Origin of the sequence: Sphingobium lactosutens DS20 (genome assembly GCF_000445105.1) — a bacterium.
Classification (GTDB): Bacteria; Pseudomonadota; Alphaproteobacteria; order Sphingomonadales; family Sphingomonadaceae; genus Sphingobium; species Sphingobium lactosutens.
Window position 1 is genome coordinate 46599 of record NZ_ATDP01000078.1, and the last position, 26495, is coordinate 73093.

Genomic DNA, 26495 nt, shown 5'->3' on the forward strand with positions numbered 1-26495 from the left:
AGCTTGTCGAAGACCCATATCGAAGCATTGGTCCTTCGATACGCCATTTCGACTTCGCTCAATGGCTACTCAGGACGAACGGACTATATTTCTCAAATACGCTCGATGACGATGCCGGTGCCCATGCCTGCGCCCACGCACAGGTTGACGAGCGCGGTGCCCTTGCCGGACCGTTCCAGTTCGTCGAGCGCGGTGCCCAGCACCATCGCGCCGGTCGCGCCCAGCGGATGGCCCATGGCGATCGCGCCGCCGTTCACATTGATCTTAGCGTGGTCGAGGTCCATCGCCTGCATGTAGCGCAGCACCACCGAGGCGAAGGCTTCGTTCAGTTCCCACAGGTCGATATCGTCCTTGGTCATGCCGGCGCGTTGCAGCAGCTTGCCCGCGACAAATTCCGGCCCGGTCAGCATGATCAGCGGTTCCGACCCGATCGACGCCATGGCCTTGATCTTGGCGCGTGGCTTGAGGCCATATTTTTCGCCCATATCCTTGTTGCCGACCAGCACGGCGGCGGCGCCGTCGACAATGCCGCTGCTATTGCCGGCATGATGGACATGGTTGACCTTTTCCAGTTCGGGATAGCGGAGCAGGGCCACGGTGTCGAAGCCCGGCATATCCTCACCCAGGGCGGCGAAACTGGGCTTGAGCGCGCCGAGCGACTGCATCGTCGCGTCCGGGCGCATATGTTCGTCATGGTCGAGCACGACCTGCCCGATCACATCCTTCACCGGCACGATCGACTTTTTAAAACGCCCTTCGTCCCACGCTTGCTTGGCGCGCTGCTGGCTTTCGACGGCATAAGCATCCGCGTCGTCGCGGCTGATGCCGAACTTGGTGGCGATGACGTCCGCGCCAATGCCCTGCGGCGCGAAATAGGTCTTGTAGGCGACCGCCGGGTCCATCGCCCAGGCGCCGCCGTCCGACGCCATCGGCACGCGGCTCATCGATTCGACGCCGCCGCCGATCGCGAACATCGCTTCACCTGAAAACACCTTGGCCGCCGCCATATTGACCGCTTCGAGGCCCGATGCGCAGAAGCGATTGATCTGAACCCCCGGCACCGTTTGCGCATAGTCGGCGTTGAGCACGGCCACGCGCGCGATGTCCGCGCCCTGTTCCCCCACGGGACTGACGCAGCCCAGGATGACGTCATCGACATCGGCGGTGTCGATCTGGTTGCGGTCGCGCACCGCCTCCAGCACCTGCGTCGCCAGTTGGATGGGGGTGATTTCATGCAGCGACCCGTCAACCTTGCCCCGGCCCCGGGGCGTGCGGACGGCGTCGTAAATATAGGCTTCCATTGTCATTCCCTCTCCATGGGGTCCTCGTGGCGCGTCGCCAGATGAACGGGATCTGCCCGCAAATGTATTTACGTTTACGTAAAGTGCAAGTGTCTAATGCCAATCGCCTGGCCGAATCGCCAGGCCGTAGCGGCAGGGTATCGCCGCCGGTCACACACAGCCAAAGCGTTCGTGAAGGACTGACCCGAAAAACATCTTGATGATCGAATCTGCTAGCCGCTAGCGCGGAAACCTGACCGTCGTCATGTCGTTATGGTCGAGCGGCCAAGGCAATAGGGGCAATCATGAATTTGACGTCAGTGCCGGATTGCGCTTCATGAAACCAGTGTCCGATACATCTTCCGCCAGCCCAGCCTCCCCTTTTTCCATACCTGTATTTCGCGCGATCTGGCTGGCGAGCCTTGCATCGAATTTTGGCGGATTGATCCAGTCAGTTGGCGCGGCGTGGATGATGACGTCGCTGTCCGCGTCGCCCTTGCTTATAGCCTTGGTTCCGGCTGCGACCACCTTGCCCATCATGCTCCTGTCTCTCTGGGCCGGGGCGGTCGCGGACAATCTGGAGCGGCGGGTCGTGATGATGGCGTGTCAGGCCTTCATGCTTTTAGTGTCGGCGGTTCTGGCGGCAACGGCATGGGCCGGGTGGATGACGCCCTGGCTGCTCTTGGCTTTTACGTTCCTGCTCGGCTGCGCGACCGCCATCAATGGACCTGCCTGGCAAGCTTCAGTCGGTGATATGGTGCCACGCGCTATCCTGCCGAGCGCGGTGGCGATGAACAGCATGGGTTTCAATCTGGCGCGCAGCCTTGGCCCGGCCTTAGGTGGTGTCATCGTCGCCACGGCGGGCGCGGCGGCAGCATTTTTAAGCAATGCTGTCAGTTATATCGGGCTGCTGATCGTATTGGCCCGGTGGCGGCCGGAAACGCCGCCAAAACTGCTGCCGCGCGAACGGCTGGGCGTCGCGATGATGGCGGGGCTGGGTTATGTGGCGATGTCGCCAAAAATCCAGTTGGTGTTATTGCGCGCTGGTGCCTTTGGCATTGGCGCTGCTGCCGTATCCGCCTTGATGCCGCTGGTCGCGCGCGACTTGCTGGGCGGCGGGGCCTTGACCTTCGGCGTCACCAGCGGCGCCTTCGGATTTGGCGCGGTGCTGGGCGCGCTGTCCAGTCGCCGCCTGCGCGCCCGCTATTCGGTCGAGGGCATCGTGCGATCGGCGGCGCTTGCGCTGGCGCTCGGAACGGCGATGACGGCGGCGAGCAGCTGGTTATGGGTGGCCTTGCCCGGCTATATGCTGGCTGGCGCTGGCTGGGTGCTGGCGCTGTCCACATTCAACGTGTCCGTGCAGATGTCCGCGCCGCGCTGGGTCGTCGCGCGCGCGGTCGCCCTGTATCAGATGGTCGCGTTTGGTGGCATGGCGGGCGGTGCCTGGCTGTTCGGCTGGATCGCCGAACATCGGGGCGTGGTCATGAGCCTGTACGCCGCGGCAGGAGTACAGTTTCTCGCCGCGATACTGGGCCTGTGGCGTCCGCTGCCCCAGATTGGCGACGACAATCTGGACCCGCGTGGCGATTGGCAGGAACCGGATACTGTCGTCCCGGTCGAACCCCGCAGCGGCCCGATTATCGTCACCATCGAATATCGCATTCCCGCCGGGTCGGTCGTGCCCTTCCTCGCCGCCATGAGCGAGCGCAAGCGCATCCGCAAGCGCGACGGCGCGCATGGCTGGCAGTTGCTCCGCGACCTGGGCGAAAGTGACCTGTGGGTCGAGCGCTATCATGTGTCGACCTGGCTCGATTATATCCGCCACAATCAGCGCCGCACCGTCGCGGATATTGCCAATAGCGATGCCATTCATGCCCTGCACGATCGGCCCGAACCCCCGGTCGTCCATCGCCGGCTGGAGCGGCAGACCGGTTCCCTCCCGCTCAGCCGATCGCCGGACGCGCGGGAAATGGGGGAAGGCTGGATCGACCCGACGCGATCGAGTTGATCAGCCCGCCGTGGCGAGATCGTCGGGCGTGTCGATGTCACGCAGGATGCCGGCTGGCGCTTCGATCTGCAATCCATGGCTCAGCAGTGCGCGTGCCCCCTGATCGCCGCGCAGCGCGAGCAATTCGGGAAAATGCTTGCGGCCGATAAAGGCCGGCGGCGAAGACGAAAAGCCGTCCGTCGATGCGACCACCGACCGTATGTCCTCGGCCGCCAGGCAGATGTGATTATAGTGGGTCTGCGGCACGTCGGGCATGTCGGCGAGGCAGATGAGGATGCCGCGCACGTCCCGGTTGGGCATGACATGGCGCACCGCGCGCACGATGCTGCCCGACATGCCGTCCTGCGGCCGATCATTGACGATGATGCTGTAGCCGCGCCGGTCGAGCTTGCGATGTATCACCGGGGCTTCATCGATCGGGCGTGTCACCGCGACGAGTTCGGCGAAGGCCATGGAGGCGACGGTTTCCAGCACATGGGCCGCCATCGGCTTGCCGCGCAGGGTCGCCATCAGCTTGTCCTCCTCGCCAAAGCGGGAGGATGTGCCAGCGGCAAGCAGCACGGCGGCGATATGTTCAGTGCGCATAGGGCGAGGCGAATGTCATGTTTATGAGGCGATCCCGTTTGCATCGCGATGTGCCATCGGGACGATGCCAAGTCCAGTATGTGGAAAGGACTGGTCAGGCTGGACCCCAATTGCCATATGCGGGGCCGATAAGCAAAGGAGCGGCAAAAGCCCATGGCATGTGACATTGACGCGGAAACCGTTGGGGCAGGCAAGGAACCCGTGCCCGCGGAGGTCAGCGAGGCCATTCGCACGCTGATCCGCTGGGCCGGCGATGCGCCAGAGCGCGAGGGCCTTGTGGAAACGCCTGAGCGCGTGGCGCGGGCCTGGCGCGAATATTGCCGCGGCTATGGGGATGATCCGGCCTATCATCTTTCGCGCATCTTCCACGAAGTGGGCGGTTATGATGATATCGTTCTGCTAAAGGATATACCGTTCCAGTCGCATTGCGAACATCATATGGCGCCGATCGTGGGCAAGGCGCACATCGCCTATCTGCCCGGCGACTATGTCGTTGGCATTTCCAAGCTGGCGCGCGTGCTCCACGCCTATGCCAACCGGTTGCAGGTGCAGGAAAGGCTGACGTCCGAAGTCGCCAATTGCATCCAGGAGCATCTGAAGCCCCAGGGGGTCGCGGTCGTCATCGAAGCGACTCATGGCTGCATGACCGGGCGGGGCGTGCGTACGCCCAATGTCATCATGAAGACGAGCCGCATGCTGGGCGTCTTTCGCGATGACGAAAAATCGCGCGAGGAAGTGTTGAAGCTTATCGGCGCATGATCGAGCCGGAGGAAACGGGATATCGCCCGCTGGGGCGCGCACGGGCCGATGCGGAGCCGGTGGGCAAGCCGCTGGCGGCCAAGCGCTTGGCACTGGTGACGGGCGGGCACCGGCGGCTGGGCGGGATCATTTCCGCTGCTCTGGCGCGGGCCGGCCATTCGCTGGCGATCCATGGCAGCCATGACACGCGGCTGGATTCCCACCTGGCGCTGGCGCTGGAAGAGGAGGGGACGGAATGGGACGGCTTCGTCGTCGACTTCGCCGACCCCGAAGGTGCGGAGGAACTGGTGGCGAAGGTCGCCGAGCGTTTCGGAAGGCCGCCCGACATATTGGTCAACAGCGCGGCGATGTTCGGCCAGGATCGGCTGGAATCCGTCACCGCCGATGACCTGATGCGCCATTATGCCGTCAATTGCGCGGCGCCGGTCATGCTGACCAAGGCGTTTGCGACCGTTCCTGCCGGTGCGGTCGACCGGTGCATCATCAACATATTGGACCAGCGGATCGACCATCCTCATGGCGACCAGCTGGCCTATACGCTTTCAAAGCTGGCGCTGGCCGGGTTGACGCGGACCAGCGCGGCAAGCCTGGCGCCCAGAGTGCGGGTCAATGCGGTCGCGCCGGGCCTGACCATCGCGACGCCCGATTATGACGCGGCGCAGATGGAACGGCTGGGCGAGATGATGCCGCTCGCCCGCCTGCCGCAGGCCGACGAGATCGCGCAGGCGGTCCTTTATCTGACGGAAGCAAGCGCCGTCACCGGGCAGACGCTCTACGTCGATGGCGGCGCGCACCTCAAAAGCTATGAGCGCGATTTCATGCATCTGTGCCGGTGACATTGGCACAAATGCGAGGGGGTGAAGGCTGGCGATCCGCGGCGCACCGCCATAAAGCGGTCCTGAACATAGATAAGGGAGATGGCGATGACCTATGAAACGATCCTGGTGGAACAGCGCGACGCGGTAACGCTGATCACGCTCAACCGGCCGCAGGCGCTCAATGCGCTCAACAGCCAGGTGCTGGCTGACCTGACTGCGGCTTTCGCGGCCTATGATGCGGATGCGACGCAGCGCTGCGCCGTGCTGACCGGCAGCGGGGAAAAGGCCTTTGCCGCAGGCGCCGACATCAAGGAAATGGTCGACAAACCGGCGGCCGACTTTTTCCTGGAGGATTTCTTTTCCGGCTGGCAAACCGGCGTCGTTGCCACGCGCAAGCCGTGGATCGCAGCCGTCAACGGCTTCGCGCTGGGCGGCGGGTGCGAACTGGCGATGATGGCGGACTATATCATCGCGGCCGACACGGCGAAATTCGGCCAGCCTGAAATCAAGCTGGGCGTCGCGCCTGGCATGGGCGGATCACAGCGGCTGGCCCGCGCGGTGGGCAAGGCGAAGGCGATGGACCTGTGCCTCACTGGCCGGATGATGGGTGCCGAAGAAGCCGAGCGTGCGGGTCTGGTGAGCCGCATCGTGCCGGCGGCACAGTTGCTGGATGAAGCGATCAAGGACGCGGTCCTGATTGCATCCATGCCGCCCATGGCGACGATGGTGAACAAGGAAATGGTCAACATCGCCTTCGAAACCGGGCTGGCGCAGGGGCTGCTGACCGAACGGCGGCTGTTCCAGATCCTGACCGCGACCGAGGACAAGAAGGAAGGCATGACCGCCTTTGTCGAAAAGCGCGCGGGCGTCTGGAAGGGGCGCTGAGGCGATTTTGTTGCCATGATGCAACAGCGGACACATTTATGACGGACAGATAGCGGCTCGGCGCGCCAACCTCGTTTCAACAGGCAACTGAAACGACTGGTGGGCGCGTCCAAGGCCCGGCCAGCGACCATGGGAGAGGGGGTGCGGATCGTCGCGCCACCTGATCGGCTCGCACTAGCCAGGGAGCCTCTTCATGTCCGTCCGTTTGTCCCTTCGTCGTTCCGCGCGCGCCGCTTTGTTGCTGGCGAGCGCCACCGGTGCCTTGAGCGCAGCGCATGCGCAGGAGCCGGCGCCTGCCGACGAGGATCTGATCACCGTGACGGGCCGGCGCGTATCGCAATCGTCGGAAGCGATCGGCGAGGACAAGATCAGCAACGTCGTCGCGGTCACGCGCGAGGCGCTGCTGTCCGCGCCGTCGGGCATTTCGGGCCTCAAGATGCTGGAGCAGCTGCCCGGCTTCAACGTCCAGACCGATGGCGCGCTGGGGCTGTATGAGTTTGGCAACAGCGTCCAGACCCGCGCCTTCAACCTCGACCAGATCGGCTTCGTGGTCGATGGCATCCCGACCGGTCGTAGCGACGCCTTTGGCGGCAGTCCGGTGTTCCGCTATGTCGACAATGAAAATCTGGGCGTCGTGGAAGCAGCGGTGGGCGCTGGCGACGTGTCCTTGCCCAGCTATTCGACGCTGGGGCCGGTGGTGCAATATAATAGCATCGCGCCGCAGGAGGACATGGGCCTGTTCGTGTCGCAGAGCTTTGGCGACTTCAACATGAAGCGCACCTTCATTCGCGCCAGCACCGGACGCGTCGGCCCGTTCAAGGCCTATATCAGCCGCACCAAGCTGGACACCGACCTGTGGCGTGGGCCGGGTTCGGTCGATCGCGAACATTGGGAAGGGCAGATCCACGCCGACCTGGGCGGAGACAGCTGGGCGCGGTTCAAATTCGTGTCGAACGACTTTTTCGATTATGATTCGCCATCAATGTCGCGTGCGCTCTATAATTGCACGACCACGGACATTGCAGGTCGTTGCGGCCGGGACGCGGCCTATATCGAAAATGTGCCGAACACGACGCCGGGCTTTGAACCGACCGTTCCGGGCGTCTATTATTCCAACAGCAATTATGCGCAGGTCTACAACCTCGCCATCAATGTGCGGAAGGACAAGCTGTATGGCGCAACCTTCCATGCCGGGATCGCCGATGGCGTCTGGGCCGAATCCACCCTCTATTGGGAGGATAAGAGCGGCTATGGCGTGTCGCCTGACACCTATGCCAATTCGCTGGCCCGCTATACCGCGCAGGCCGCTGTCGGATTGCCCGTCACCGCGCCCAAGGGCGTGGAATTTGGCCGGTCGGGCGTGGGCGGCGACCGTTATGGCATCACGACAAAGCTGCACTGGGAGATGGGCGTCAATACGGTCGAAACCGGCATGTGGGCGGAAGTCGACAAATATCATCGCACGCAGGCGCGCTATAACACCGTCGATGGCGCTCCCGATGGCGCGCCGCTGCTCGACGAGCTTGTCTATCTGCGGCGCGATTATCGCTCGAAGCGCGATACGCTCCAGATATTCCTGAAGGACACGCTCAAGCTTGCCGACGAGCAACTGGTGCTGGACCTGGGCTTCAAGGGCCTGATGATGGACTATCGCTATGATGGTTATCGTGACTTTGCCGACTATTATCTGACGGTGGGCGGCGTTGCGGTGCCGGGCTATGGCCCCAGCGTCAATCGCGCCCAGTATCGCGATATGTTCCTGCCGATGGCGGGTTTGCTCTACAAGATTGACGGCCACACCCAGGTCTTTGCCTCCTATGCCGAGAATATGGCGCTGCCCAAGGGTATGGACGACATTTATTCCGCCATCCGCGCCGGCGGCGCGCTAGTGCCGCAGCCGGCGCCGGAGCGTTCGACCAATATGGAGGTGGGCATCCGCACCAACCAGGGCCAGCTTTATGCTTCGCTCGCGGGCTATTACACGAAGTTCAAGAACCGCATCCAGTCGATCACGACGATCCTGCCGGGCAGCGGCGGCGCGGCGACCGAGACATTTTACCAGAATGTCGGCCGGGTGCGCGCCTATGGCGTCGAATTCAGCGGCACCTACAAGCCCGCCTTCCTCAATGGGCTGGCCTATGGCAATCTCAACGTCACCTATAACAACGCCAAGTTCAAGGATGACATTCCCGCCGCCACGCCGATCGAGATTGCGGGCAAATATATTCCCGACAGCGCGAAATGGATCGTCGGCGGCGGCGTGACGATCGAGCCGGCCAGCTGGCTGGTGGCCAATATCTCGGGCAAATATACCTCGAAGCGCTGGTCGACCTTTACCAACACGCCAGGGTCGAGCGTGCCTGGCTTTACCGTGTTCAGCGCCTATGTCGACATTGGCGACGGCTGGACCTTTGGCCCGATCAAGAGCGTGAAGGCGCGGTTCAACATCGACAATCTGTTCGACAAGGATACCCTGTCCTATATTTCCTCGTCGGTGACCGGCGACGGTTTCTTCCGCCCGCTCAGCCCGCGCACCTTCCAGTTCACGCTGACGGGGGAAATCTGATGCGGATGATGAGGATGGGGGCGGCGCTGATGGCGCTGCTCCCGGCGGTAGCGATGGCGCAGGGACCGGTGGTGTCGAAGCAGACCTACCAATTGCATCAGAAGCTGCTGACGCTCGACAGTCATCTCGACACGCCGGCCTCGCTCGATCTGCCCGGCTGGTCGATCGACGAAGAGCATGACGTGCTGCATGATTTCACGCAGGTCGACCTGCCGCGCATGAAGAAGGGCGGGCTGGATGGCGGCTTCTGGGCGATCTACACGCCGCAGGGGCCGGTAACGATCGAAGGGTTCCGCAAGGCGCGTGACTTTGCGATCCTGCGCGGCCTGTCGATCCGCAATATGGTGGCGGCCGATCCCGCCAATTTCGCGCTCGCGACAGAGGCGAAGGATGCCGCGCCCATTGCCGCCAAGGGCAAACGGATCGTCTATATGTCGATCGAAAACGCCTATCCGCTGGGCGAGGATGTGTCGTTGCTCGACACATTTTACGCCATGGGCGTCCGCGTGGTGGGGTTTGCCCATTTCGCGCATAACCAGTTTGCCGACAGTTCGACCGACCCGTCCGGCAAGCCGCGCTTTGGCGGCCTGTCGCCGCTGGGCAAGGAATTGCTCAAGGAAATGAACCGGATCGGCGTCGTGCCCGATGCCTCGCACAGCAGCGACCAGGTGCTGGACGACCTGCTGGCACTGTCGACGACCCCGGTGCTGCTCACCCATTCGGGCTGCAAGGCGGTCTATGACCATCCGCGCAATATCGACGACGCGCATTTGAAGGCGCTGGCGGCCAGGGGCGGGGTCATCCAGATGAACGCCTATGGCGCCTATCTGCGCGCGTCCAAGCCGAACCCGCAGCGGCAGGAGGCATTGAAGGCGCTCTATGGCCAGATGCGCGAAGGCGCGAAACTGTCAGCGGAAAAGCGCGCCGAACTGCTGGCGAAGCGACAGGAGATCGACCGCCTCTACCCCGATACCGACCGGCCGAGCTTTGACGATTTCATGAAGCATATGCTCCATGCGCTGGAGGTCGTCGGTCCGGATCATGTCGGCATCGGCGCGGACTGGGATGGCGGCGGCGGTGTTGTCGGCATGGAGGATGTCGTCGACCTGCCCAAGATCACCGCCGCGCTGCTCAAGGCCGGTTACAGCGAGGCGGACGTCCAGAAAATCTGGTCTGGCAATGTCCTGCGCGTGCTGGCGGCGGCGGAGGCGGGGAAAGCCCAATAGGCGCGCGTTCGCGCCTATTTCCCCTCCAGCATCTCGATCATCAGGGAGAAGTCGCGCGCGGCCTCTCCCTGGTTCGCAAGCATCTGGTAGAGCGCCTCGGCCGCGTTGCCCATCGGCACCGACGCGCCGACCGACGCGGCCGCCGCGCCCGCCAGTTTAAGGTCCTTCAGCATTAGCCCCACGGCAAAGCCGCCTTGATAGCCATTGTCTGCGGGCGTTTGCGGACCGACGCCGGGCACGGGACAATAACTGGTCATCGACCAGCTCTGGCCTGACGACACGCTGCTGATGTCGTAGAAGGTCTGCGGGTCGAGGCCGAGCTTCCTGGCCATGGCAAAGGTTTCGCAGGTCGCCACCATGGTCGCGCCCAGCAGCATGTTGTTGCAGATTTTCGCCGCCTGCCCATTGCCGGCGCCGCCGGCGTGGATCACCGCCTTGCCCATGGCGGACAGGATCGGCCTGGCGCTGTCGAAGGCCGTATCCGTGCCGCCCACCATGAAGGTGAGCGTGCCGCCATTGGCCGCAGCAATGCCGCCCGATACCGGCGCGTCCACCATGGCGAACCCGGCGGCGACGGCCGCTTCGCTGACGCGCCGCGCGGTGGCGACGTCGATGGTGGAGCAGTCGAGGAACAGCGCGCCGGGCCTGGCCGCACCGAATATCTCGCCGGTATAGACCGCCTCGACATGGGTGCCGGCCGGCAGCATGGTGACGACGGCGTCGGCCCCCGTCGCGGCGTCGGCGGCACTGGCCGCGCGCACCGCGCCATGGCTCTCGGCCCTCGCCAGCGCCTCTTCCGACAGGTCGAAAGCGCGCACGGCATAGCCGTTCTTGAGCAGGTTGGCGGCCATGCCACCGCCCATATTGCCAAGGCCGATGAAGGCGATCGTCTGGGTCATGTCGGCATCCTCTCTGCGGTTATGGCTCTCTGGGGTGTTGGGGATCAGGCGTCGGCGACTTCGGGCAGGGGCGTCCAACCCTTGTCGGCGGGCAGCGGTTCGAAGATCGCGTCGATCATCGCGTCGCTCACCTCTTCGAGCGTCGCCGGGTTCCAACGCGGCGCATTGTCCTTGTCGACGATCACCGCCCGCACGCCCTCGACGAAATCGGGGCGGCGGATGACGGCGCAGGCGATGCCATATTCCATCGCCATATTGTCGGCGAAGCTGGACTTGGCCGCGCCTTCGACCAACTGGCGCAGCGCGACCTTGATCGTCTGGGGCGATTTGGTGCGCAGGGTCGATAGCTGCTTTTGCGCCCATTCGCCGCCGTCGGCTTCCAGTGCCGCGACGATCTCCTCGGCGGTGTCGGACGCGAACAGCCGGTCGATGTCGGCGCGCGACGCGACGAGCTTTGACGCTGGCGGCTGGGCGCTGGCGGCATCGAGCACGAGCGTCAGGTCCCACGGATTGGTGAGGATACGCGCCTTGACCGCGTCCAGCGCTTCGGACGGCATATAATGGGTGGCGATGCCTACAGCGGCGCAATCGGCGCCATCGATCCGCGCCCCGGTCGCGGCGAGCCAGGCGCCGACGCGCCCCGGCAGCCGGGGCAGATACCAGCCGCCGCCCACATCGGGGAACAGGCCGATGCCTGTTTCGGGCATGGCGAAGGTCGTGCGTTCGGTCGCCACGCGATAGCGCGCGGGCAGGGACAGGCCAACGCCGCCGCCCATGACGATGCCGTCCATGAAGGCGACGATCGGCTTTTCATAGACGAACAACAGATGGTTCATCCGATATTCGATGCTGAAGAAGCGTTCGGCCTCCACGCAATCCGTCTTCGCGCTGTTGGCGATGAGGGCGATGTCGCCCCCGGCGCAGAAGCCGCGCGACAATTTGGGATCGCCATCGGGCGCGGGCAGATGGTCGATCATGACCGCGACCACGCTGTCGTCCTTCGCCCAGCCGAGCAGCGCGTCGATGATGGCGACGCACATTTCGGGCGTGAGCGCGTGGATCGCCCTGGGCCGGTTCAGCCGGATGCGGCCGACGCCATTTTCGATGAAGGTCAGCACCGGGTCCGTCATGTCGATCTCCTGCTGGTGGGGCGTTGCAGCCATCATCCCTGCCGCAGCATGTCGCGCGCAACGATCATGCGCATCACTTGGTTGGTGCCCTCCAGAATCGAATGGACGCGCAGGTCGCGCCAGAAGCGTTCGACCGGATAGTCCATCAGATAGCCATAGCCGCCATGCAGCTGGAGCGCGCGGTCGACCACCGACGATCCGGTGTCGGTCGCCAGCCGCTTGGCCATGGCGGCAAAGCGCGTCTTGTCGGGCGCATTTTCCGTCACCTTGACGGCAGCCGCATAGAGGAGGGTCCGCGCGGCCTCCAACTCGGTCAGCATGTCGGCCAGCATGAATTGCGTATTCTGGAAATCGGCGATCGCCTGGCCGAACTGCTTGCGTTCCTTGGTATAGCGCACGGCTTCGTCGATGCAGCGCTGCGCCCCGCCCAGCGAGCAGGCGCCGATATTGAGCCGTCCGCCATCCAGCCCCATCATGGCGATGCGAAAACCTTCGCCCTCCGCACCGACGAGATTGTCGACCGGCACGCGCACGCTGTCGAAATTCACCTGCGCCGTGGGTTGCGAATGCCAGCCAAGCTTGCGTTCCTGCGCGCCGAAGCTGACGCCCTCCATATCCTTTTCGATGACGAGGCAACTGATCCCCTTGGGGCCATCCTCACCCGTCCGCACCATGACGACATAGAGTTCGTTCTCGCCGCCGCCCGAAATAAACTGCTTGGACCCGGTGACGACATAATGATCGCCATCGCGCACGGCCTGCGTCTTGAGCGCGGCGGCGTCCGATCCCGATCCCGCTTCGGTCAGGCAATAGCTGCCGATGCGATCCATCGGGATCATCGAGGGCAGATATTTGTCCTTGACCGTCTGGCTGCCGAAGCGGTCGATCATCCACGCCGCCATGTTGTGGATCGAGATGAAGGCGCTGGTCGACGGGCAGCCATAGGCCATCGCTTCCATGATGAGCGCGGCCTCCAGCCGGCCAAGGCCGATGCCGCCCGACGCTTCCGACACATAGATGCCGCCAAAGCCAAGCTCTGCGGCGGATCTGATCGTATCGCGCGGGAAGATATGTTTGTCGTCCCATTCGGCGGCGAAGGGGGTGATGGCGTCGGCCGTGAAGCGCTGCGCCATGTCCTGGATCGCGCGCTGGTCTTCGGTCAGATCAAATTGGGTCATGCTCTCCTAGCTCCGCGCCTGTTCCGTCATGTCGGTCTGCGCGCCATGATCTTCGTCTTTGCCGCCTGTAGCAATGCCGCATCCTTGCCAGCAATGGGGAAGTTGTGCATCAATATGCTGCAAATTTGCCGGGAGTGTCGATGTTCGACTGGGACGATCTGCGCGTGTTCTTGGCGGTCGCCCGTGCGCGCAAGATCGCGCCTGCCGCACGCGCGCTGGGCATCGACGCGACCACGATCGCGCGGCGGCTGTCACGGCTGGAAAAGGCGCTGGGTGCGGACCTGTTCGAAATGGGCGGGGGGGAACGGACGTTGACGGCCAGCGGGCAGGCGTTGCTGCGCCATGCCGAAGGGGCCGAAAGCGCGGCGCTGGCGGCGATGGAGGAGGTGAAGGGGCAGGAACATCGCCTGAGCGGGCAGGTGCGCCTGTCGGTTGCCGAAGGGTTCGGAACATGGGTGCTGGCGCCGGGCATGGGCGCGTTCAACCGGCGGCATCCCGGCATAAGGCTGGACCTGGTGACGGCATCGGGTTTCCTAAACCCATCGAACCGGGAAGCCGACATGGCGGTCATGCTGGCGCGCCCGCAGCGCGGCCGGCTGACGGTGCGGCGGCTGGGCGATTATCGCCTGCACCTTTATGCCGCGCCCGCCTATCTGGACCGGATGGGTTATCCGGCCGCATCGAGCGACCTGCGCCGGCATGTGCTGGTGGGTTATGTGCCCGAATTCATTTTCTCGCCCGAACTGGATTATCTGGACGAGGTGGAGGCGGGGCTGGAGGCGCAATTGCGCGCGACCAGCATCAACATGCAGCAGCGGATGATCGCGGAAGGGGCGGGCATCGGCGTGCTGCCCGATTTCATCGGTCGGCGCGATCCGGCGCTGACCGCGATCATGACCGACACGGTGGAAATCACGCGCAGCTTCTGGCTGGTCATGCATGGCGACCTGCGCCATCTGGCGCGGATCGGCGCGGTCGCCGACTGGTTGCAGGAACGGGTCGACCTGCTGAGCGGGCAGCGTCCTGCGTCATGATCCATCGCCAGCACGGCGAAAGCTGATCGACGCGGGCGCACGACCCCGCTAAGGGAGTCGCGATGGATAGAGAGCGGTCGCATTTCGCCCATGCAGCATAGGTCCAAGCGCAGCCGGGCGATCGCCTTGCCCAACAGCGAGTTGCGTACGCGCGCCACCGAATATCTGGATTTCCTGGCCGCCTGGGTGAAGAAGCCCCGGCAGACCGCCTCGGTCGTGCCGTCCAGCCGCTATCTGGCGCGGCTGATGGTCGAACAGATCGACCCTGCCGGTGGGCGAGTGCTGGAACTGGGCGGCGGAACGGGCGTGTTCACGCGCGCCATATTGGAAACCGGACTGCCGGCGGATCATCTGGAAGTGGTGGAGATCAACCCGGCGTTCGCAAGCGGGTTGCGGCGTCATTTTCCCTCGGTTTCGGTGCTGGAAACGCCAGCGCAGATCGTGTCCACGGCGACGGCCGGCGAGCCGGGCGACTATCAGGTCGTGGTAAGCGGCCTGCCGCTGCTGGCGATGGACCGCCATGTCCATGCCGATATCCTGTCCGAAGCGTTCCGCATGCTGCGGCCGGGCGGCTGTTTCGTGCAGTTCACCTATTCGATGCGCCCGCCGGTCAACCGCGAGATACTCGATACGCTGGGGCTGGATGTGGTGCGCGACGGGCATACCGTCCGTAACTTCCCGCCCGCGACCGTTTTCCGGTTCTTCCGCCGCTGACAATAGGTTGCATAAGGCCATCGGCCTCCTATCTTCGCCGCAACGCGAAAAGGGGGACCGCCTGTCATGGCATCCATTATCGACATAAGCGGCCTGACCAAACGCTATGCGTCGGGCTTCGAGGCGCTCAAGGGCGTCGATCTTTCGATCGAGGAAGGCGAGATTTTCGCGCTGCTCGGCCCCAATGGAGCGGGCAAGACGACGATGATTTCGATCATCTGCGGCATCGCGCGGCCGACCGGCGGGACGGTGCAGGTCGCCGGGCACGACATCGTGCGGGATTATCGCGGCGCGCGCAGTGCGATCGGACTGGTGCCGCAGGAATTGAGCACCGACCAGTTCGAACGGGTGATCGACACCGTGACGTTCAGCCGCGGGCTGTTCGGCAAGCCGCGCAACGACGCCTATGTCGAAAAAATCCTGCGCGACCTGTCCCTGTGGGACAAGCGCCATGCGAAGATATTGGAGTTGTCGGGCGGCATGAAGCGCCGCGTCATGATCGCCAAGGCGCTGAGCCATGAGCCGCGCGTCCTGTTCCTGGACGAACCGACGGCGGGCGTCGATGTCGAATTGCGGCGCGACATGTGGAAGCTGATCGGCGAATTGCGCCAGACCGGCGTCACCATCATCCTGACGACCCATTATATCGAGGAGGCCGAGGAAATGGCCGACCGGGTGGGCGTCATCAACCGGGGCGAATTGATGCTGGTCGAGGAAAAGACCACGCTCATGAAGAAGCTGGGCAAGAAGACGCTGACGATCGTGCTGGTCGATCCCATCGCCGCGCTGCCGCCGGAGCTTTCGGACTGGGACCTCAGCCTCCATGCCGAAGGGCAGGAGATCGAATATGTGTTCGACGCGCAGGCGGAGCGGACGGGCGTGTCGTCGCTGTTGCGGCGTCTGGGCGACCTGGGCCTGGGATACAAGGACCTCAACACGCGCCAGAGCAGTCTGGAGGATATTTTCGTCAGCCTGGTCCATCAGGAGAAGGCCGCATGAGCATCCATAATCTGCGCGCCATCGCCGCCATCTACAAGTTCGAGCTTCACCGGTTCCGCCGCACGCTGCTGACGGGCCTGCTGGTGCCGGTTATCACCACCTCGCTCTATTTCGTGGTGTTCGGCGGGGCGATCGGGTCGCGCATGAACGAGATTGACGGCATCCCCTATGCCGCCTTCATCGTGCCCGGCCTCATCATGATGTCGATGTTCACCGAAAGCATCTTCAACGCCAGTTTCGGCATCTACATGCCCAAATTCACCGGCACCATCTATGAACTCCTGTCCGCGCCGGTGTCCGCCGCCGAAACGATCATCGCCTATGTCGGCGCGGCGGCAACCAAGTCGCTGATCGTGGGAGGGATCATATTCCTGACCGCGCATCTGTTCGTCGACATACAGGTCATGCACCCGCTGGCGATGGTCGCCTTCATGATGCTCATCGCGGTCAGCTTCTGCCTGTTCGGCTTCATCCTTGGGATATGGGCGCAAAGTTTCGAGCAGTTGCAGGTCATTCCACTGCTGCTGATCATGCCGATGACGTTTTTGGGCGGCGCTTTCTATTCGGTCCACATGCTGGCCGAACCATGGCGCACGATCACGCTGTTCAACCCGATCGTCTATCTGATCTCGGGCTTTCGCTGGACCTTTTTCGGCAAGGGCGACGTGGCCATCGAGTTCAGCCTGATCTTCGTCGCGGGGATGCTGGCGCTGTGCCTGGGCATCATCGGCTGGATGTTCCGGTCAGGCTACCGGCTGAAGAAATAAGGGCTGGGGGAGGGGAGCGGCCAATCGCTCCCCTTCGTCGATCGGATCAGGCGGCGGCGCTTTCCGGCGCGACGGCGAACAGGGTGACGCCCTTATATTTGTCATCACCGTCATTATAGAGGCCATACATCGCCTCGAACGTCTCATCGAGCACCTGGATATCCGACAGACCCGCCAACTTGAACGTGCCAAGCTTCAGCTCGCGCGGCGGGCGGCCGTCGCGGTCGGTCGTCACGGCGTCGATATACATCTCGTCATGACGGGTATAAAGAATGTGCGGGGCGAGGGTGACGACCATCTTGTTATAGGTCACCTTCAGGCACTTCTGGAGCGCGATCGCTTCAAAAATCTCGGTCGGGGCTTGCATGATGGGCATTCCCTGACGGATTTTCGCGATTCTTTCAATTGCTTTGTGCGCCGCACCATTTCCTTCCGTGCAATCGTCGCGGCGAACCGTTCAATTCCGGGGCAGGAGGTTCAGCCGTTCGCGCAGGCTCCAGCGCGCGACCAGCAGCACCGCCGCAGCGCAAAGGCCGCTCGCAAGGCCGAGCCAGATGCCGACGCCTTCCATCTTGAAGGGAAAGGCGAGCAGCGTTCCAACGCCAATCCCGACCACCCAATATCCGATCAGCGCAAAGACCATCGGCACGCGCGTGTCCTGCACCCCGCGCAGGACGCCCGCGCCGACAGCCTGCGCCGCGTCGGCCAGCTGAAACAGGGCCGCGATGGCCAGGAAGCTGACGGCCAGGCCTATGGTGCGGGCATTGGCCGGGTCCGACAGGTCGAGGAAGGCGGATACCAGCGTGCGGGGCATCAGGATTAGCAAAGCGGCCGCGCCAAAGGCGAAACCGGTGCCGATCGCCAGCGCCAGCCAGCCCGATCGCCCGACGCCGGCCCGGTCGCCACGTCCATAAGCGATGCCGACGCGCACGGTCGCGGCCTGGCCAATGCCCATCGGCACCATGAAGACGAGCGCGGCGATCTGGATCGCGACCGCATGGGCGGCCAGCGAATCCCGGCCGATCAGTCCCATAAGGAAAGCCGACGCGTTGAACACGCTCGTTTCAAAGCCCAGCGTGATGGCGATGGGCAGCCCCAGCGCCCAGACCTGGCGATGCCGCTCCCGATCCGCGGACCAGAAACGGCCCATCAGCCGATAGCGCCGGAAGCGCCGATCGATCAGGATCACAGCGAGTAGTCCGAGGAACAGGAAGCTGGACGACAGGGTGCTGGCCAGCCCGGCCCCGAACAGGCCAAGCGCCGGCAAGCCCAGATGGCCGAAGATCAGCGCCCAGCCCGCCGCGACATTGAACGGGATCGCCGCCAGCATGATGACAAGGCCCCACACCGGTCGTTCCAGCGCGGCGATGAAGTTGCGCAGCGTGGTGAAGCCCAGGAAGGGAAGCAGCGCCCATTGCAGGCCGCGCATCAAGTCGCCCGCGCCGCGCGCCAGATCCGGCTGCTGCCCCAGCGCCAGCAATATGGCCTCGCAATGCCAGAGGATGACCCAGGAGGGGATCACGAAGAAAAGGGCGGCGCGCAGCGTCTGGTGCACGGTGCGGCGCACGTCGCGCACGCTGTGGCGGCGGCGGCCCCGTTCGCTGGCGATCAGCGGGGAGGCGGCGGTGACAAGGCCCATGCCGAAGATCAGCAGGGCATGGAACAGGTTGATGGCGAGCGCGCCTGCCGCGACGCTTTCCGCACCCCGGCGACCGAGCAGCAGCAGGTCACTGGCGGCGATGGCGGACCAGGCGATATTGCCCGCGATCATCGGCAGGGCCAGCAGGATCAGGGCGCGGGCTTCGGCGCGCCAAGGTTGGGCGGATGTCATGGCGATGTCTGGCGAAGATGCGGGTTTGTCCGCTCAACCCCTCAAAAATATGGCGTCAATGCTTCTTGAACAGGTGCAGCACGGCGACGATGATGCCGCCGACCACAAGCCCGACGATCGCGCCGCCGATGGCGTTGACGATCCAGTCGGCGGCGGCGCCCACGGCGGGAAGCGCATGCGCCGCCGCCTCGGCCAGATGATGGATGGCGCCGGGCACCATATCCAGGTGGAATTCGTGCAGACCATGGACGATCAATCCGCCGCCGACCCATAGCATAGCGGCGGTGCCGACGACGCCGAGCACCGACATGAGCACCGGCATCGCCCGGACAAGGCCCCGGCCCAGCGCCTGCGTGGCGGCCGATGTCCGTTGCGCCAGATGAAGGCCGATATCGTCCATCTTCACGATCAGCCCGACCACGCCATAGACGCCCGCCGTGATGAGCAATGCGACGACGACAAGGACAACAGCCTGCTCCCAGATCGGCTCGCTCGCCACCGTGCCGAGCGAGATGGCCATGATCTCACCCGATAGGATGAAATCGGTGCGAATGGCGCTCGATACCTTCTGCTGTTCCAGTTCGGCGGAACTGTGCGTCTGGATCGCCTCCTGCGCCACGTCATGGCCCTTGCCCATGGCCTCGATCAGCTTTTCGACCGCCTCGAAGCAGAGGAACGCGCCGCCCGCCATCAGAAGCGGGGGCAGCAGCCAGGGCGCAAAAGCCGACAGCAGCAGCGCGGCCGGCAGCAGGAACAGCAATTTGTTACGCAGCGATCCCTTGGCGATCTGCCAGATGATCGGCAGTTCACGATCGGGGCTGAGGCCCATCACATAATTGGGGGTGACGGCGGTGTCGTCGATGACGACACCTGCGGCCTTGGAGCCGGCGCGGCCCGCTGCGCCCGCCACGTCGTCAAGCGAGGTCGCCGCCAGTTTGGCGATGCCCGCCACGTCATCGAGCAGCGCGATCAGACCCGAAGGCATGATGGAAAATCCCCTGTTGCAGGTGGCAAAGTCGCCGCCTGTCCGGCCGCTTCCTTACTGGGCGGCGCGCAGGGGGGCAATGGGCCTCATCGCTTGAGCAGCCGGGTCAGAAATTGCCCGGCGGATCGCTGGCCGGGAAGCTTTCGTCGACTTGCTCGTCGACCTTGTCCCAGCCCGGTTCGCCGCCCTGCGGTCCAGCGTCGCGCACGACGCCCGAGGAGCCGACTGGCCCCCGGTCATCGGCCTCTCCGCCACCCATCCAGTCGCGCCAGCCCTTGACCGCGAAATAGCCCAAGCCCGTGACGATCCCCAGTTTCAACAGCCCCTTCATGATCGTGTCTCCTTTTCGTTATGGACATGAACCCAGTCCGCGCGGTCATGGCTGACGGCATCGGGCGTCAGGCGCATGTCGCCTTCCTCGTCGGTTCCCAGCGGTGGTTCGGTCTCGGACGCCGTCTGCTCCAGCGACCAGCGCTCGCGCAGCGCGGCGTCGATCATCGCCGCCCAGGCCGACCCGTCGCCCGCTTCGCGCATCGTCGCGTCGGGTTCCTTGAGGATCGCGAGGATGCTCGCGGCGTCCTCCACGCGGGCAGGCCAGTTTTCGGGCTGATCCGCCGCCAGATGGCGCGCGAGCCGTTCGATGAGGGGGCGGTTTTCCATGCCTGTCGAACGTCCGGTCGCGGGGGCTGTTCCGAAAGTCGTTTCGCCTGCGCGCACAAATGGGCGCGGAACGCCATGGGGATTAACCTGTCTTGTTGTCATGATGAGCGGCGGCAGGGCCGAACAACAAAAAAGCCGCCCGTCGCCGGGCGGCTCTCTCATTTCGATCCTGTAAGGAAACTCAGGCTTCGGTTTCGGCCGGGGCTTCTTCTTCGGTGTCCGCGGCGATTTCGCCGGGCTCGGCATTGGGATCATAATCTTCGGTGAAGCCGGTTTCGTCCTTTTCGAACATTTCGGCCATCACGTCGACGCCCTGCGCCTGCAACTCGGCCTCTTCGGGCGAGCGCGCGACGTTCACGGTGATCGTCACCGCGACTTCGGGGTGCAGCGCGACCTTGACGTCGAACACGCCCAGCGTCTTGATCGGGCGTTCCAGCACGACCATCGCCTTGGTGACGTTGGTGATGCCGTCGGCATGCAGCGCGTCCACCACGTCACGGACTGCGACCGAGCCGTAGAGCTGGCCCGAGTTGGACGACTGGCGGATGAGCACGATCTGCTTGCCATTGACGCCTTCGGCCGCCTTTTCAGCGTCACTGCGACGGGCGGCGTTTTCAGCTTCGATGCGGGCGCGGTTGGCTTCGAACACGGCCTTGTTGGCGTTGTTCGAGCGCAGGGCCTTCTTGTTGGGCAGCAGGAAGTTACGCGCATAACCGTCCTTGACGGTCACGACGTCGCCGATCGCGCCCAGCTTCTCGATGCGTTCGAGGAGAATGATTTCCATGGGTCTTTCTCCCTTACTTCACGATGTAGGGCAGCAGGCCCAGATGACGGGCGCGCTTGATGGCCGAAGCCAGCTCGCGCTGCTTCTTGGCCGAAACGGCGGTGATGCGGCTGGGGACGATCTTGCCGCGCTCGGACACGAAGCCCTGGAGCAGACGGACGTCCTTGTAATCGATCTTCGGCGCATCCTTGGCGGCGAAGGGGCAGCTCTTGCGGCGGCGGAAAAACGGGCGTGCCATGATCTAGATCTCCTTATTCGCCAGCGTTCGCGTCTTCGCGCTCGCGGCGCGGGCCACGATCGCCATCACGGCCGCCGCGGTCGCCACGCGATCCACGATCGCCACGATCGGAACGTTCCTGCTTGCGCATCATCACCGACGGGCCGGTTTCCAGCTCGTCGACCTTGACGGTCATGTAGCGGATGATGTCTTCGTTGATCTGGGTCTGGCGCTCCAGTTCCGCGACGACGCCGGCAGGGGCGTCGATGTTCAGCATCACATAATGCGCCTTGCGGTTCTTGGCGATCTTGTAGGCCAGGCTGCGCAGGCCCCAGGTTTCTACCTTGGTAACCTTGCCGTCCATGTCCTCGACGATCTTGGTGGCGGTTTCCGCCAAAGCGTCGACCTGCGCTTGTGCCAGATCCTGGCGCGCAAGGAAGACGTGCTCATAAAGAGCCATGTCATTGCCTCATCTGTTGGCCGATCGCTGACGCCCACCCCATGTGGAACGCCCCTCCGGCTGTCGTCTCAAATGCATTCAATCCCGCAGGGCCGAGTCACCCCGGTCCTGTTGGAAGCGGCGCCTATGACGCAAAGGCCGGGGAAAGGCAAGGTGCGTTTATGCAGCCTAACCCTGCCGATATCCGTTCGTCCTGAGTAGCCACTGAGCTTGTCGAAGTGGCGTATCGAAGGATAGATTGGCGCGCGACCCTTCGATACGGGTCTTCGACAGGCTCAGCCCCTACTCAGGGCGAACGGCGTGAGAGTGGGGGAGAGGAAATGCCAATCGCGATCGCAGCCCTGTCACTGATCCTGCTGATGATCGCGGCCTATCGCGGCATGAGCGTCATCGTCATGGCGCCGCTGCTCGCCATGCTGGCGGTGTTGCTGACGGACCCGGCGGCGGTGCCGGCGGCCTTTTCGGGGCTGTTCATGCAGAAGGCGGCAAGTTTCCTGAAACTCTATTTTCCCGTTTTCCTGCTTGGCGCCTTGTTCGGCAAGCTGGTGGAGATTTCGGGCTTTTCCCGCGCCATCGTGACGGCGGTGATCGGGTTCATCGGCGCGGGGCGCGCCATCCCGGCGATCATGATCGTCACGGCCCTGCTGACCTATGGCGGCGTGTCCGTCTTCGTCGCGGTGTTCGCGGTCTACCCGTTCGCTGCGGAAATGTTTCGGCGGGCCGATATCCCCAAGCGCCTGATCCCCGCCACCATCGGCCTTGGCGCGCTGACCTTCACCATGGATGCGCTGCCGGGCACGCCGCAGATCCAGAACATCATTCCGGCCAGCTTCTTTGGTACCACGGCCTGGGCCGCGCCGATATTGGGGCTGATCGGGTCCGCCTGCATCGTCGCGACCGGCCTTGCCTATCTTGGCTGGCGGCGGCGCAGCCTGATGGCGGCGGGGGAGGGCTATGGCGCGCCGGAGCAGCTGGTCAACGAACCCGACCAGCAGGAAGGGGGCGCGAGCGTGCACCCGATGATCGCCCTGCTGCCGCTGCTGGTCGTGGGTGTGGGCAATTTGCTGCTCACCATGGCGATCCCGCGCTGGGCAGGGGGAGACGCGGTGACGCTGGCGCTCCCCGGCATGGCTGATCCGGTATCAGTGCAAGTGGCGCAGATGGCGGCGCTGTGGGCGGTGGAGGGTGCGCTCTTGCTGGGGATCGGCACCATATTGCTCTTCGCCTTCGCTCCGGTGGCGCGCCGTTTTGCCGAAGGATCGAAAGCGGCCGTCGGCGGCGCGCTGCTCGCGGGCATGAACACGGCGGTGGAATATGGATTCGGCGCGGTGATCGCGGCGCTGCCCGGCTTCCTGATGGTCAAGGAAGCGCTGCGCGCGATCCCCAACCCGTTGGTCAACGAAGCCATCACGGTGACGTCGCTGGCAGGTATCACGGGGTCGGCATCGGGCGGCCTGTCGATCGCGCTGGCGGCGATGGCGGATCAGTTCGCCGCAGCCGGGGACGCCGCCGGCATCCCGCGCGAAGTGCTGCACCGGATTGCGTCCATGGCGTCGGGCGGGATGGACAGCCTGCCGCATAATGGCGCGGTCATCACCCTGCTGGCCGTCACCGGCCTGACCCATCGTCAGGCCTATAAGGATATTTTTGCGCTAACGCTCATCAAGACGATGACCGTCTTCGTCGTGATCGCCGTCTATTATCTGACCGGGCTGGTCTAGCCCCGGTGCATTTCGGCCGACCCGATGAAATGCGCGCGGGTCGATGGCCCGGCATGGTCCAGCAGCTTGGCGACCTTGTCCTTCAGCGCTGATGCGGGCTGGAAAGGGTCGTCATAGGCCATGCCCCATTCGCCGAACTCGCGCGCCTCGATCGGCATGTCGCGCAATTTGACGATCGCATTATGCCGCCCGTCACGCGCGACCCGCTGGTAGATGCGCTCGACGGCATCCCTAGGACCTTCCAGAACCTGAAGGAAGCGCTTGCTGTTGAACAGCAGCAGCCCGGTGACGCCGTCGACGCGATTGCGATCCTCGGCATCCTTGGCGATGGCGGCGCATTGCGTGGCCGAAACCGGCCCGGTCGCACTGCTGATATACATGATCTGATGCAAGGACATGATCCTATCTCAAGCAAATGGCCCCCCGACCATCATCCATTTACCGGGAAAACCCTTAAAATTAGGTGTTTGATTTCGATCAGCAAAAAGCCCGGAGGCGGCGACCTCCGGGCCTTCCAAAAAGGGGAAATGGGGGCGAGGGGTTAGCGGATGGCGCCGCCGACAACCGCGCCGATGATGCCGCTGGTGATCGCGATCAGGACGGCGTCATTGCCCGAGCGGACCCACTGATAGCCGCGTGGCGGTGCGCTCAGCCGATAATCGCGATAATTGTTCACGACGCGATAGTTGCTGGCGTAACGGCGATCGAAGCGCTGGCCCTTTGCCCAGCGACGGGCTGGCGTCGCCTTGCGGACCGTCGTCTTCTGTTTGACGACAGTGCGGCCGTTCGGCTTTTGCTTGACGACTTTGCGCGTCACTTCCTGCCGGTGGGGCGCGGCCTGCGCCTGGGCGGTGACGATGGGGCTGGCGACCAGCGTGGTGGTGGCCAGGGCCATGATGATCTTCTTGAACATAGTCTGCTCCTTTGCCTGCAATCGGGCGCCGCGTTCCGGCGTCGAAAACAGATTTAGGAGGCGGTTGTCGCGAAGGTGTGTCGTTGGGCGGGCAACTTTGTCGACAAATGTAACAGCATGAGAAGTAAGCTGAATATCGGTTCATCTGGCGCCATCGACGCCGCTGCGCCTATTCGTGGCGCAGCGCGTCGATGGGGTTGAGCGCGGCGGCCCGGCGGGCGGGGAAATAGCCGAACACCACGCCGATCGCGGCCGAAAAGAGGAAGGCGATAAGGTTCACCTTGACGTCGAAGAGGAAGGGCACCTGCATCAACGGCGCGATGGCGATGGATGCGATCAGCGCCAGCAATAGGCCGATGAGGCCGCCGAGGCACGACAGCACGATCGCTTCGACCAGAAACTGCATCAGCACTTCGCGCGCGACCGCGCCGATGGCGAGGCGAATGCCGATTTCGCGCGTCCGTTCCGTCACTGACACGAGCATGATGTTCATGATGCCGATGCCCCCGACCAGCAGCGAGATGGCCGCCACCGCGCCCACGATCTGCGTCAGGATGGTGGTGGTGCCGGTCAGCGTATCGCTGATCTGCTTGGTGTCGAAGACGTTGAAATTATCCTCCGTGCCCGGTTTGATCTTGCGCCGCTCGCGCATCAGTTCCTCCAGGCTGGCCTGCACGGTCGCCGTGTCATAGGCGTCATCGACCGCGACCATGATCTGGCTGACGTCGCGGTCGCCAGTGAAGCGCCGCTGGACGAAGCGGATCGGCATGACGACGACGTCATCCTGATCGCCAAAGCCGCCCTGGCCGCGCGTCGACAGGACGCCGATCACCTGGCAGGACACGCCCTTGATGCGCATGCGCTTGCCCAGCGGATCATTATTCTGGAACAGGTTGGTGCGTACGGTATTGCCGATGATGCAGACGGGCTTTCCGGCCTCTTCCTCCTCCGGCATGAACAGCCGCCCGTCGGCGACCTTCCATTGCTGGACCTCGGAATAGGCCGATGTCGTGCCATAGACGGTGGTCGACCAGTTATTTCCTTCATAAATGGCGGTGCCGCTCGACTGGACCAGCGGGGCGACTGCGCGCACGCCGGTCAGCTGGTTCTGGATCGCGGTCAGGTCCGCTTCCTTGAAGTCGGGCGGGCGCGGCCCGCCGCCGCCACGGCCAAAGCCCTGACCGGGGCGCAGTTGCAGCACATTGGCGCCCAGCGAGCTGATCTGTTCGCGCACCGCCGCCGTCGCGCCATTGCCCAGCGTCACCATGGTCACGACCGCCGCGACGCCGATGATGATGCCCAGCGTCGTCAGGAAACTGCGCAGCTTGTGCCGGTTGATCGCGCGGAAGGCGAGGATGATGGTGGTGCCCAGCATTATGCGCTTGCTCCTGCGTCCACCCGTTCGACCAGCCCGTCCTTGAAATGAACGATGGTGCGGGCAAAGGCCGCCATGTCCGGCTCGTGCGTCACCATCAGCACGGTGATGCCGCTGATGCGGTTGAGGTCGGTCAGCAATTCCATGATCTCGATCGATCGTTCGGAATCAAGATTGCCGGTCGGTTCGTCCGCCAGCAGTACATCCGGCTGGGTGACGATCGCGCGGGCGATGGCGACGCGCTGCTGCTGGCCGCCGGACAGTTCGGCGGGCGTATGGTCCCACCAGGGTTTGAGGCCCACCTTGTCCAGCGCCGCCATGCCCATGTCATAGCGCGTCTTCTTGTCCTCGCCGCGATAGAGCAGGGGCAGTTCCACATTTTCCAGCGCGGTCGTGCGCGAGAGGAGGTTAAAGCCCTGGAACACGAAGCCGAGATAGCGGCGGCGCAGCAGCGCGCGCTGGTCGCGGTCGAGCGCTTCGACATGGCGGCCCTTGAACAGGAAGGCGCCGCCCGACGGCACGTCCAGGCACCCCAATATGTTCATCGTGGTGGACTTGCCGGACCCCGAAGGCCCCATGACCGCGACGAAATCCCCCTGTTCGATGTCCAGGTCGATGCCCTTGAGCGCCTGAAAGGCAGTTGGCCCTTCGCCATAGATTTTGGTGACGCCGCGCAGCGAGATGATGGGATTGTCCGCCAT

General features: G+C 63.9%; 29 protein-coding genes. 11 read left to right on the forward strand and 18 right to left on the reverse strand.

Annotated features, from left to right (window positions below):
• Nucleotides 1-92: 92 nt before the first annotated feature.
• Entirely contained in the window at nucleotides 93-1301 is a 1209-nt protein-coding gene (locus RLDS_RS37080; RefSeq protein WP_021225526.1) for an acetyl-CoA C-acetyltransferase, read from the reverse strand.
• A 282-nt stretch (nucleotides 1302-1583) separates the two neighbouring features.
• Nucleotides 1584-1784 (reverse strand): hypothetical protein, encoded by a 201-nt coding sequence (locus RLDS_RS56930; protein ID WP_236616832.1) that lies wholly within the window; start codon nucleotides 1782-1784, stop codon nucleotides 1584-1586.
• On the opposite strand from RLDS_RS56930, the gene RLDS_RS37085 reads away from it, so the two are divergent.
• Complete coding sequence (locus RLDS_RS37085) at nucleotides 1687-3288, forward strand: MFS transporter (RefSeq protein WP_236616833.1); 1602 nt, start codon at nucleotides 1687-1689, stop codon at nucleotides 3286-3288. The two genes, RLDS_RS56930 and RLDS_RS37085, sit on opposite strands and share 98 nt — an antisense overlap.
• On the opposite strand, the gene RLDS_RS37090 is transcribed toward RLDS_RS37085, so the two are convergent.
• Complete coding sequence (locus tag RLDS_RS37090) at nucleotides 3289-3873, reverse strand: nucleotidyltransferase family protein (protein WP_021225529.1); 585 nt, start codon at nucleotides 3871-3873, stop codon at nucleotides 3289-3291. It abuts the gene before it with no gap.
• 153 nt (nucleotides 3874-4026) lie between these two features.
• Between RLDS_RS37090 and folE the strand changes: the two genes are divergently transcribed.
• The 5 genes from folE (at nucleotide 4027) to RLDS_RS37115 (ending at nucleotide 10127) form a co-directional block, all read left to right on the forward strand.
• Entirely contained in the window at nucleotides 4027-4632 is a 606-nt protein-coding gene (folE, locus tag RLDS_RS37095) for a GTP cyclohydrolase I FolE (protein WP_021225530.1), read from the forward strand.
• The gene (locus RLDS_RS37100; protein ID WP_021225531.1) at nucleotides 4629-5468 is read left to right on the forward strand and encodes an SDR family oxidoreductase; all 840 of its coding nucleotides are present in this window, start codon (nucleotides 4629-4631) and stop codon (nucleotides 5466-5468) included. Before folE ends, RLDS_RS37100 begins: the two co-directional genes overlap by 4 nt.
• Nucleotides 5469-5555: 87 nt before the next feature.
• The gene (locus tag RLDS_RS37105) at nucleotides 5556-6335 is read left to right on the forward strand and encodes an enoyl-CoA hydratase-related protein (RefSeq protein ID WP_031297830.1); all 780 of its coding nucleotides are present in this window, start codon (nucleotides 5556-5558) and stop codon (nucleotides 6333-6335) included.
• Nucleotides 6336-6528: 193 nt separating this feature from the next.
• Nucleotides 6529-8901 (forward strand): TonB-dependent receptor, encoded by a 2373-nt coding sequence (locus RLDS_RS37110; RefSeq protein ID WP_021225533.1) that lies wholly within the window; start codon nucleotides 6529-6531, stop codon nucleotides 8899-8901.
• A 14-nt stretch (nucleotides 8902-8915) separates the two neighbouring features.
• On the forward strand, nucleotides 8916-10127 hold the full coding sequence (locus RLDS_RS37115; RefSeq protein WP_031297832.1) for a dipeptidase: 1212 nt from the start codon (nucleotides 8916-8918) through the stop codon (nucleotides 10125-10127).
• 14 nt (nucleotides 10128-10141) lie between these two features.
• Here the strand turns inward: RLDS_RS37115 and mmsB are convergent, their stop codons facing one another.
• Genes mmsB through RLDS_RS37130 form a run of 3 tightly spaced genes read right to left on the reverse strand, consistent with a single transcriptional unit; the run spans nucleotide 10142 to nucleotide 13334 of the window.
• Complete coding sequence (gene mmsB / locus RLDS_RS37120; protein WP_021225535.1) at nucleotides 10142-11026, reverse strand: 3-hydroxyisobutyrate dehydrogenase; 885 nt, start codon at nucleotides 11024-11026, stop codon at nucleotides 10142-10144.
• 44 nt (nucleotides 11027-11070) lie between these two features.
• Nucleotides 11071-12156 (reverse strand): enoyl-CoA hydratase/isomerase family protein, encoded by a 1086-nt coding sequence (locus RLDS_RS37125; protein WP_031297833.1) that lies wholly within the window; start codon nucleotides 12154-12156, stop codon nucleotides 11071-11073.
• Nucleotides 12157-12188: 32 nt separating this feature from the next.
• A complete protein-coding gene (locus tag RLDS_RS37130) occupies nucleotides 12189-13334 on the reverse strand; it encodes an acyl-CoA dehydrogenase family protein (protein ID WP_021225537.1) in 1146 nt (381 codons plus the stop codon).
• Between the two features lie 140 nt (nucleotides 13335-13474).
• Here RLDS_RS37130 and RLDS_RS37135 point away from each other — a divergent pair, with 140 nt between their 5' ends.
• From RLDS_RS37135 to RLDS_RS37150, 4 genes are all read left to right on the forward strand, one after another.
• Nucleotides 13475-14368, forward strand: a complete 894-nt coding sequence (locus RLDS_RS37135) for a LysR family transcriptional regulator (protein ID WP_021225538.1) — start codon at nucleotides 13475-13477, stop codon at nucleotides 14366-14368.
• Nucleotides 14369-14458: 90 nt separating this feature from the next.
• A complete protein-coding gene (locus tag RLDS_RS37140) occupies nucleotides 14459-15082 on the forward strand; it encodes a class I SAM-dependent methyltransferase (RefSeq protein WP_021225539.1) in 624 nt (207 codons plus the stop codon).
• A 66-nt stretch (nucleotides 15083-15148) separates the two neighbouring features.
• Nucleotides 15149-16081 carry an ABC transporter ATP-binding protein gene (locus tag RLDS_RS37145; protein WP_021225540.1) on the forward strand — a complete coding sequence of 311 codons (933 nt, stop codon included), beginning with the start codon at nucleotides 15149-15151 and terminating at the stop codon, nucleotides 16079-16081.
• A complete protein-coding gene (locus tag RLDS_RS37150; RefSeq protein ID WP_021225541.1) occupies nucleotides 16078-16848 on the forward strand; it encodes an ABC transporter permease in 771 nt (256 codons plus the stop codon). Before RLDS_RS37145 ends, RLDS_RS37150 begins: the two co-directional genes overlap by 4 nt.
• A 46-nt stretch (nucleotides 16849-16894) precedes the next feature.
• Here RLDS_RS37150 and RLDS_RS37155 read toward each other — a convergent pair whose 3' ends face one another.
• The 8 genes from RLDS_RS37155 to rpsF all read right to left on the reverse strand — a co-directional run bounded on the left by RLDS_RS37155 (nucleotide 16895) and on the right by rpsF (nucleotide 21785).
• Nucleotides 16895-17215, reverse strand: coding sequence for a WYL domain-containing protein (locus RLDS_RS37155; protein ID WP_031297835.1), 321 nt, complete (start codon nucleotides 17213-17215; stop codon nucleotides 16895-16897).
• Nucleotides 17216-17305: 90 nt separating this feature from the next.
• A complete protein-coding gene (locus tag RLDS_RS37160; RefSeq protein ID WP_021225543.1) occupies nucleotides 17306-18679 on the reverse strand; it encodes an MATE family efflux transporter in 1374 nt (457 codons plus the stop codon).
• 55 nt (nucleotides 18680-18734) lie between these two features.
• Complete coding sequence (locus RLDS_RS37165; protein WP_021225544.1) at nucleotides 18735-19664, reverse strand: DUF808 domain-containing protein; 930 nt, start codon at nucleotides 19662-19664, stop codon at nucleotides 18735-18737.
• 106 nt (nucleotides 19665-19770) lie between these two features.
• Entirely contained in the window at nucleotides 19771-19995 is a 225-nt protein-coding gene (locus tag RLDS_RS37170) for a hypothetical protein (protein WP_021225545.1), read from the reverse strand.
• Entirely contained in the window at nucleotides 19992-20324 is a 333-nt protein-coding gene (locus RLDS_RS37175) for a hypothetical protein (RefSeq protein ID WP_021225546.1), read from the reverse strand. Before RLDS_RS37175 ends, RLDS_RS37170 begins: the two co-directional genes overlap by 4 nt.
• Nucleotides 20325-20505: 181 nt before the next feature.
• On the reverse strand, nucleotides 20506-21108 hold the full coding sequence (gene rplI / locus RLDS_RS37180) for a 50S ribosomal protein L9 (RefSeq protein ID WP_021225547.1): 603 nt from the start codon (nucleotides 21106-21108) through the stop codon (nucleotides 20506-20508).
• A 13-nt stretch (nucleotides 21109-21121) separates the two neighbouring features.
• The gene (gene rpsR, locus RLDS_RS37185) at nucleotides 21122-21346 is read right to left on the reverse strand and encodes a 30S ribosomal protein S18 (protein WP_009821298.1); all 225 of its coding nucleotides are present in this window, start codon (nucleotides 21344-21346) and stop codon (nucleotides 21122-21124) included.
• 13 nt (nucleotides 21347-21359) lie between these two features.
• The gene (gene rpsF, locus RLDS_RS37190; protein ID WP_009821299.1) at nucleotides 21360-21785 is read right to left on the reverse strand and encodes a 30S ribosomal protein S6; all 426 of its coding nucleotides are present in this window, start codon (nucleotides 21783-21785) and stop codon (nucleotides 21360-21362) included.
• Nucleotides 21786-22105: 320 nt separating this feature from the next.
• Between rpsF and RLDS_RS37195 the strand changes: the two genes are divergently transcribed.
• Nucleotides 22106-23506 (forward strand): GntP family permease, encoded by a 1401-nt coding sequence (locus tag RLDS_RS37195; protein ID WP_021225548.1) that lies wholly within the window; start codon nucleotides 22106-22108, stop codon nucleotides 23504-23506.
• Here the strand turns inward: RLDS_RS37195 and RLDS_RS37200 are convergent.
• The 4 genes from RLDS_RS37200 to RLDS_RS37215 form a co-directional block, all read right to left on the reverse strand.
• The gene (locus tag RLDS_RS37200; protein ID WP_021225549.1) at nucleotides 23503-23904 is read right to left on the reverse strand and encodes a BLUF domain-containing protein; all 402 of its coding nucleotides are present in this window, start codon (nucleotides 23902-23904) and stop codon (nucleotides 23503-23505) included. The two genes, RLDS_RS37195 and RLDS_RS37200, sit on opposite strands and share 4 nt — an antisense overlap.
• A 143-nt stretch (nucleotides 23905-24047) precedes the next feature.
• On the reverse strand, nucleotides 24048-24419 hold the full coding sequence (locus RLDS_RS37205; protein ID WP_021225550.1) for an RcnB family protein: 372 nt from the start codon (nucleotides 24417-24419) through the stop codon (nucleotides 24048-24050).
• 169 nt (nucleotides 24420-24588) lie between these two features.
• Nucleotides 24589-25794 (reverse strand): ABC transporter permease, encoded by a 1206-nt coding sequence (locus tag RLDS_RS37210; RefSeq protein WP_021225551.1) that lies wholly within the window; start codon nucleotides 25792-25794, stop codon nucleotides 24589-24591.
• On the reverse strand, nucleotides 25794-26495 hold the full coding sequence (locus tag RLDS_RS37215; RefSeq protein ID WP_021225552.1) for an ABC transporter ATP-binding protein: 702 nt from the start codon (nucleotides 26493-26495) through the stop codon (nucleotides 25794-25796). Before RLDS_RS37215 ends, RLDS_RS37210 begins: the two co-directional genes overlap by 1 nt.

Bases quoted from the DNA above. Each gene is read 5' to 3' on its own strand.
- RLDS_RS37080 (WP_021225526.1), bottom strand. From the start codon at position 1,301: ATGGAAGCCTATATTTACGACGCCGTCCGCACGCCCCGGGGCCGGGGC.
- RLDS_RS37090 (WP_021225529.1), bottom strand. From the start codon at position 3,873: ATGCGCACTGAACATATCGCCGCCGTGCTGCTTGCCGCTGGCACATCC.
- folE (WP_021225530.1), top strand. From the start codon at position 4,027: ATGGCATGTGACATTGACGCGGAAACCGTTGGGGCAGGCAAGGAACCC.
- RLDS_RS37100 (WP_021225531.1), top strand. From the start codon at position 4,629: ATGATCGAGCCGGAGGAAACGGGATATCGCCCGCTGGGGCGCGCACGG.
- RLDS_RS37105 (WP_031297830.1), top strand. From the start codon at position 5,556: ATGACCTATGAAACGATCCTGGTGGAACAGCGCGACGCGGTAACGCTG.
- RLDS_RS37110 (WP_021225533.1), top strand. From the start codon at position 6,529: ATGTCCGTCCGTTTGTCCCTTCGTCGTTCCGCGCGCGCCGCTTTGTTG.
- RLDS_RS37115 (WP_031297832.1), top strand. From the start codon at position 8,916: ATGGGGGCGGCGCTGATGGCGCTGCTCCCGGCGGTAGCGATGGCGCAG.
- mmsB (WP_021225535.1), bottom strand. From the start codon at position 11,026: ATGACCCAGACGATCGCCTTCATCGGCCTTGGCAATATGGGCGGTGGC.
- RLDS_RS37125 (WP_031297833.1), bottom strand. From the start codon at position 12,156: ATGACGGACCCGGTGCTGACCTTCATCGAAAATGGCGTCGGCCGCATC.
- RLDS_RS37130 (WP_021225537.1), bottom strand. From the start codon at position 13,334: ATGACCCAATTTGATCTGACCGAAGACCAGCGCGCGATCCAGGACATG.
- RLDS_RS37135 (WP_021225538.1), top strand. From the start codon at position 13,475: ATGTTCGACTGGGACGATCTGCGCGTGTTCTTGGCGGTCGCCCGTGCG.
- RLDS_RS37140 (WP_021225539.1), top strand. From the start codon at position 14,459: ATGCAGCATAGGTCCAAGCGCAGCCGGGCGATCGCCTTGCCCAACAGC.
- RLDS_RS37145 (WP_021225540.1), top strand. From the start codon at position 15,149: ATGGCATCCATTATCGACATAAGCGGCCTGACCAAACGCTATGCGTCG.
- RLDS_RS37150 (WP_021225541.1), top strand. From the start codon at position 16,078: ATGAGCATCCATAATCTGCGCGCCATCGCCGCCATCTACAAGTTCGAG.
- RLDS_RS37155 (WP_031297835.1), bottom strand. From the start codon at position 17,215: ATGCAAGCCCCGACCGAGATTTTTGAAGCGATCGCGCTCCAGAAGTGC.
- RLDS_RS37160 (WP_021225543.1), bottom strand. From the start codon at position 18,679: ATGACATCCGCCCAACCTTGGCGCGCCGAAGCCCGCGCCCTGATCCTG.
- RLDS_RS37165 (WP_021225544.1), bottom strand. From the start codon at position 19,664: ATGCCTTCGGGTCTGATCGCGCTGCTCGATGACGTGGCGGGCATCGCC.
- RLDS_RS37170 (WP_021225545.1), bottom strand. From the start codon at position 19,995: ATGAAGGGGCTGTTGAAACTGGGGATCGTCACGGGCTTGGGCTATTTC.
- RLDS_RS37175 (WP_021225546.1), bottom strand. From the start codon at position 20,324: ATGGAAAACCGCCCCCTCATCGAACGGCTCGCGCGCCATCTGGCGGCG.
- rplI (WP_021225547.1), bottom strand. From the start codon at position 21,108: ATGGAAATCATTCTCCTCGAACGCATCGAGAAGCTGGGCGCGATCGGC.
- rpsR (WP_009821298.1), bottom strand. From the start codon at position 21,346: ATGGCACGCCCGTTTTTCCGCCGCCGCAAGAGCTGCCCCTTCGCCGCC.
- rpsF (WP_009821299.1), bottom strand. From the start codon at position 21,785: ATGGCTCTTTATGAGCACGTCTTCCTTGCGCGCCAGGATCTGGCACAA.
- RLDS_RS37195 (WP_021225548.1), top strand. From the start codon at position 22,106: ATGCCAATCGCGATCGCAGCCCTGTCACTGATCCTGCTGATGATCGCG.
- RLDS_RS37200 (WP_021225549.1), bottom strand. From the start codon at position 23,904: ATGTCCTTGCATCAGATCATGTATATCAGCAGTGCGACCGGGCCGGTT.
- RLDS_RS37205 (WP_021225550.1), bottom strand. From the start codon at position 24,419: ATGTTCAAGAAGATCATCATGGCCCTGGCCACCACCACGCTGGTCGCC.
- RLDS_RS37210 (WP_021225551.1), bottom strand. From the start codon at position 25,794: ATGCTGGGCACCACCATCATCCTCGCCTTCCGCGCGATCAACCGGCAC.
- RLDS_RS37215 (WP_021225552.1), bottom strand. From the start codon at position 26,495: ATGGCGGACAATCCCATCATCTCGCTGCGCGGCGTCACCAAAATCTAT.